3 protein-coding genes and 1 pseudogene are annotated in these 3866 nt (G+C 68.2%); 2 read left to right on the forward strand and 2 right to left on the reverse strand.

The window, feature by feature from the left end; translation table 11 throughout:
- Positions 1-308: 308 nt before the first annotated feature.
- Entirely contained in the window at positions 309-1577 is a 1269-nt protein-coding gene (locus tag ACWDKQ_RS35355; protein WP_450143104.1) for a cytochrome P450, read from the forward strand.
- A gap of 6 nt (positions 1578-1583) precedes the next feature.
- On the opposite strand, the gene ACWDKQ_RS35360 is transcribed toward ACWDKQ_RS35355, so the two are convergent.
- The gene (locus ACWDKQ_RS35360) at positions 1584-1901 is read right to left on the reverse strand and encodes a hypothetical protein (protein ID WP_450143106.1); all 318 of its coding nucleotides are present in this window, start codon (positions 1899-1901) and stop codon (positions 1584-1586) included.
- 197 nt (positions 1902-2098) lie between these two features.
- Positions 2099-2488 (reverse strand): annotated as a pseudogene (locus ACWDKQ_RS35365) (hypothetical protein); the annotation flags it as partial.
- On the opposite strand from ACWDKQ_RS35365, the gene ACWDKQ_RS35370 reads away from it, so the two are divergent.
- Positions 2400-3734, forward strand: coding sequence for a GntP family permease (locus ACWDKQ_RS35370; RefSeq protein WP_450143105.1), 1335 nt, complete (start codon positions 2400-2402; stop codon positions 3732-3734). The pseudogene ACWDKQ_RS35365 and the gene ACWDKQ_RS35370 overlap by 89 nt on opposite strands.
- Positions 3735-3866 lie beyond the last annotated feature (132 nt).

Genomic DNA, 3866 nt, shown 5'->3' on the forward strand with positions numbered 1-3866 from the left:
TCAAGCGGCACGCGACACAGGCCATGCACCCACCGGGACCGAGAGGTCACAACCCTATCCGACAGGGCTGCAAAAGGGATGGTGGCCTAGTGAGCTACGCCGGAATCATGAACAAGCTGGCAGATCAGCTGGAGACCCAGCTGGCCCGCTGAAAGCACGAGCCCCGACGCCGCCGTCCGATGTGGACGGTGGTGTCGGGGCTCGTGCCTGGTGGCGCAGGCATGGGCCGAGTGAATCCCGGAGATCCACATCCGCTTGGATGAATCGAAGTCTTGTTGGCGGAACATGCGCTACGAGAGGTTAGCTCGGTGGGAAGTCTTCGATCTCGGATCTCGTCCTGGTTCCTGCGTCGGTATCTCGCGCGCCTGCGCGGGAAAGGGACCGAGGCGCTGGCGTTGTTGCCGGACGCGGCGTTGATGCCATTGCGCCGCACCGGCCTGGACCCGCTGCCGGAACTCGGCCTCAAGCGGCAGCAGGAGCCGGTCGCCAAGCTCCCGGTGCCGTTCGGGCTGAACGTCTGGCTGGTCACCAGTTACCGGGATGCCAAGGCAGTGCTCGGGGACGCCGGCACGTTCAGCAACGACTTCAAACACCTCGTCGGTAACGCGGGCGTCCGAGCGGAGGACAACCCCGGTGGCCTCGGCTTCACCGATCCGCCGGACCACACCCGGTTACGCCGCATGCTGACGCCGGAGTTCACGATGCGGCGGTTGGAGCGGTTGCGGCCGGAGATCCAGGCGATCGTCGGTGCGCGGCTGGACTTGATGGAAGCGGGGGACGGACCGGTCGACCTGGTGCGGGAGTTCGCGATGCCGATCCCGTCGCTGGTGATCTGTGAACTGCTCGGTGTGCCGCACGTGGACCGCGCGGAGTTCCAGGAGCTGAGCGTGGCGCGGTTCGACCTGTTCGACGGCGTCGCCGCGTCGCTCGGCGCGATGTCGCAGTCGTTGGAGTACCTGCACCGGGTCGTCAAGGAGCAGCGCGAAAGCCCGGGCGAAGGCCTGCTGGGCGCCCTCATCAAGGAGCACGGCGAGGGCGTCACCGATCGTGAGCTGGCGGAGCTCGCGGACGGGGTGCTCACCGGCGGGTTCGAGACCACGGCCAGCATGCTCTCGTTAGGCGCTCTGGTCATGCTGCAGAACCCGGACCACCTGGCGATGGTCCGCGATGACGATGCCGCCATCGCCGGTTTCGTCGAGGAATTGCTGCGCCACCTCACCGTCGTCCAGGTCGCTTTCCCGCGCTTCGCACGAAAGGACGTAGAGATCGGCGGGGTGAAGATCTCGCGGGGCGACGTCGTGGTGTGCTCGTTGACCGGCGCGAACCGGGATGACGAGCTCGGGTCGGACCTCGAGCGGCTCGATCCCATGCGCCGTGCCAACTCACACCTGGCCTTCGGCTACGGAATCCACCGCTGCGTGGGCGCAGAGCTCGGCCGGTTGGAGCTCCGCGAGGCCTACCCGGCCCTGACCCGGCGTTTCCCGGACATGCGCTTGGCGATTGCCCCCGAGGAGTTGGACTTCCGGAAGGCTTCGATCGTCTACGGGCTGGAATCCCTGCCCATCCACCTGACGTAGATGCGTCTAGCTGTCGAGGGCGGCTTCGATTCGAGCTGCCGCCGCGACGACCTGGGCGCCGAACCGCAGGCCGGGGCTGGGTTGGAGCCGTTGGATCGGCGCCGACAGGCACACCGCCGCGATCGTGTCGCCATGCAGGCGCACCGGCGCGCTGACCGTGCCGACACCCGGCGCACGTGCCTGGATGCTCTCGACCCAGTCGTGGCCGTCCGGGTTCCGCTCGCCGAGCAGCACCTGGCCGGAGGAGCCGTGCGGGAACGGCAGGAGGGTGCCAACGGGTGGCTGGCGCGCAGCTCCTCCGACGACTCCACGCTCACGATGCACAGCCGGTGGTCGGCGCGGCGAACCCACAGCTGCACCGATTCTCCGGCCGTCGCGCGCAGTTCCTCCAGCGCCGGGCTCGCGGTCCCGGCGAGCGCCGAGGTCGCGAATCGCGGGCCCAGGTGGAAGCAGCCGGCGGAGTCGCGCCGCAGCAGGCCATGCGCGACGAGGGCAGTGGCTAGCCGGTGCGCGGTGGACGACACCGTCAGGCCCAGCGTCCTGGCCAGTTCGCTGGTGCCCATCGGGTGGCTTTCCACGCAGTCCAGGATGGCCACCGAGCGGTCCAGCACGCCGACGCCGGTGGTGAACGGTTCTGTCGCTACGGCTACCGCCGAACCGCGGGCGGGGCGGCCGGAATCTTCGCCAGCGCCGACGGCAGCGCGTGCACCGGTCCGTCTTCGTCGCCGCCTGATGGGCACAACCCGCCCAGGCGGAAAAGCTTCTCGCCGCAAACCTCCTAGAGTCGGCTCGTGCCGACCCCGACGGAATCGGACTCTAAAGATGTCGGACATCGTTGTCTTCGCCAACGCCGCGATCACCATCGTCGGCGTTGTCGTGCTCATCCTCCGGGCCAAGATCAGCCCGGCCATCGCGCTCGTCCTCGGCGCGATCTACCTGGGGCTGGTCTCCGGAATGGGCCCGGAGCAGACCATCAAGTCCATCACCACCGGCTTCGGCGACCTGATGACCGAGGTCGGCCTGCTGATCGCGTTCGGCGTGCTGCTCGGCTCGCTGATGGCCTCCCTCGGCGCGATCGAGAAGCTCGTCGATCTACTCGTGCGGACCTTCGGCCCGCGGTCGCTGCCCTACACCTTCGGCGCCACCGTCGGCATCGCTCTGCAGTCGATCTTCGCGGACGTGCTGCTGGTGATCACCGCGCCGCTGGCCAGCCGGCTGTCCCGGCAGATTGGCGCGTACGGCGTGGCGCGGACGTGCGCGGCGATGGCGCTGGGCATCGAGGTCGGCCTGGTGTTCGTGCTGCCCGGTGTCGGGGCGGTCGCCCTGGCCGGGGTGCTGCACCTGTCCTTCGGCAAGATGTTCATTTTCGGCCTCGTCACGGCGGTCTTCACCATCGTCGCCACGCTGGCGCTGTTCACGGCGCTGGCCAAGCGCGGCTTGTGGAACCCGGAGCTGGACGAGACCGAGGACTTGCCGGTCGCGGAGGGTGCCGAGCAGGAGCGGTCACGCGAGCTGCCGCCACTGCCCCTGTTGCTGGCTCCGCTGCTGCTCGCGCTGGCGTTGATCGCCTTCGGTGCCATCGCGGAGATGGCCGGGTTCTCCTCGCCGTGGGTCGGCTTCGTCGGCGACCCGGTGATCGCCCTGCTCATCGGCCTGATCGGGGCGGTGGTCCTCGCGCGTTGGAAGCTCCCGGCCGAGCAGACCGCGGCGGCGTTCAAGCGCGGTTTCCACGAAAGCGGCCAGATCCTCATCCTTACCGGTGTCGGCGGCTCGCTGGCGCAGACGGTCAAGGACGTGGGCCTGGGTGAACTGCTGAAGGGCTACTTCTCCACAAGCACGGTCGTCCCGCTGCTGCTGGTGTGGTTGGTAGCCGCGGTACTGCACATCGCGATCGGCTCGGTGACGCTCGCGTCGATCACCGCCGCCGGCGTGCTGGGCCCAGTCATGCCGCTGCTGGACATCGACCCGGTCTTCGTCGCCCTCGCGGCGGGCGCGGGTTCCTTGTTCGTCATCCACGCCACCAGCAACACGTTCTGGCTGCTGCAAACCCTGCTACCGCAAACGACCCGAGGGGCCCTGAAGTCGGTGACGCTGACGGTCTCGGCCGCATCGATCATCGCGATGATCCCGATCCAACTAATGGCCCTGGCGTTCTGAACCACGGACGCCAGCGGACCCCGTGCTGTCGATGGCGCGGATCTAGTGCCAAGGCCGTGAAGTTTGGACGTTGGTGCTGGTTGTCAAGGATCTGCGGGCGCGAGGATGTCGACGTTGAGGGTGGCTTTGTAG

It is taken from the genome of Saccharopolyspora sp. NPDC000995 (genome assembly GCF_053599315.1).

Excerpts from the sequence above, each read along its gene's own strand:
- ACWDKQ_RS35370 (WP_450143105.1), top strand. The coding sequence starts at position 2,400 with ATGTCGGACATCGTTGTCTTCGCCAACGCCGCGATCACCATCGTCGGC.